Below are 1,263 nucleotides of genomic sequence, written 5' to 3'. Positions count from 1 at the left end.
CCCCCGCCAGCCGGCGCAGGGCAGGACCGATCGAGGCCACCAGCGCGCGCCCCATCGGTGCCCGGGCCGCCTCTCCCGGATCGCACGTGATCTGCAGGAGGGATGCGCCCGCCGGGAGGTAGTTCCCGGGCTCGTACTGGTGGTAGCGGAACACCGGGGCGCCGACCACCAGGATCAGATCGTGCCCGGCCAGCAGGCGGGTGATGCCGTCGACGGAGGCGGGCAGCACGCCACGGAACGCGGCGTGTGTGGTCGGGAACGGGCAGCGGGGGGCGGACGGGGCCACCCACACCGGGGCGCCGAGGCGCTCGGCGAGCGTGACGGCGTCGGCGTTCCCCCGCGCGGAGTCGACGTCGGGTCCCAGGACCAGGACGGGGTTCTCGGCCGCGTCGAGAGCTGCCACGAGGTCCGCGAGCTGGCCATCGGAAAGCTCACCGGCGTGTTCCACCACGCGTGTGGCCAGGTGTTCCTCCTCAGGTCCGGTTTCCTGGGCCCAGTCGTCGTAAGGAATGGATACATAGACAGGCCCGGACGGCTCAAGGGCTGCGGTGTGGATGGCCTGGCCGATGGTGCGGACGACGTCGCGGGGCGAGGCAGGCTCGGCGCTCCATTTCACGAGCGGGCGGGGCAGCGAGGCGGCGTCCACATTGGACAGCATGACCTCCTGGCCGATCGTGGCGCGGACCTGCTGGCCTGCGGTGATCACCAGCGGCGTGTGCGAGTACCAGGCATTGGTGAGCGCACCCATGGCGTTACCCGATCCCGAGGCCGCGTGCAGGTTGACCAGGGCTGGACGACGGGTGGCCTGGGCGTAGCCGTCCGCCATCCCGGCCACTACGCCCTCGTGCAGGCCCAGGACATAGCGGAAATCCTCCGGCATGGCCGCGAGGAACGGCAGCTCGTTGGAGCCCGGGTTGCCGAAAATCGTGGTGAGTCCATGCTGGCGCAGGAGCTGGTAAGTGGCGTCGTTGACAGTGGTCATGGTGATGCTTTCCTATCCCGGGGCTGCTTGTCCTACAAAGCTAGGATCCAAACCCCTATGCCGACAAACAAATAAATCGACTCTCCCTCATAGATAATCTCTATGATGGGCTGGTGAGTCTAGACCTGAATCTGATCCGTACGTTCCTGAGCATTTATGACCACCGCTCGGTGACCCGCGCCGCGCAGGACCTGTCCCTGACGCAGCCCACTGTCAGCCATGCCCTCGGCAGGCTGCGGCGTGCCCTTCACGACCCGCTGTTCGTCCGCGGTCCCGGCGGG

General features: G+C 68.0%; 2 protein-coding genes. One reads left to right on the top strand and one right to left on the bottom strand.

The genetic code is table 11. The features are described from left to right. Positions 1-982: benzoylformate decarboxylase (gene mdlC, locus K789_RS0120925; RefSeq protein WP_024368454.1), on the bottom strand; the 982-nt coding region annotated here is incomplete at its 3' end. 113 nt (positions 983-1,095) lie between these two features. Between mdlC and K789_RS26335 the strand changes: the two genes are divergently transcribed. After that, on the top strand, positions 1,096-1,263 hold a 168-nt coding region (locus K789_RS26335), incomplete at its 3' end, for a helix-turn-helix domain-containing protein (RefSeq protein ID WP_035740492.1).

Source organism: Arthrobacter sp. TB 26, assembly GCF_000427315.1.
Classification (GTDB): domain Bacteria; phylum Actinomycetota; class Actinomycetes; order Actinomycetales; family Micrococcaceae; genus Arthrobacter.
Note: the sequence above shows the minus strand (reverse complement) of the source record. Positions and strands in the feature narration are given on the sequence as shown.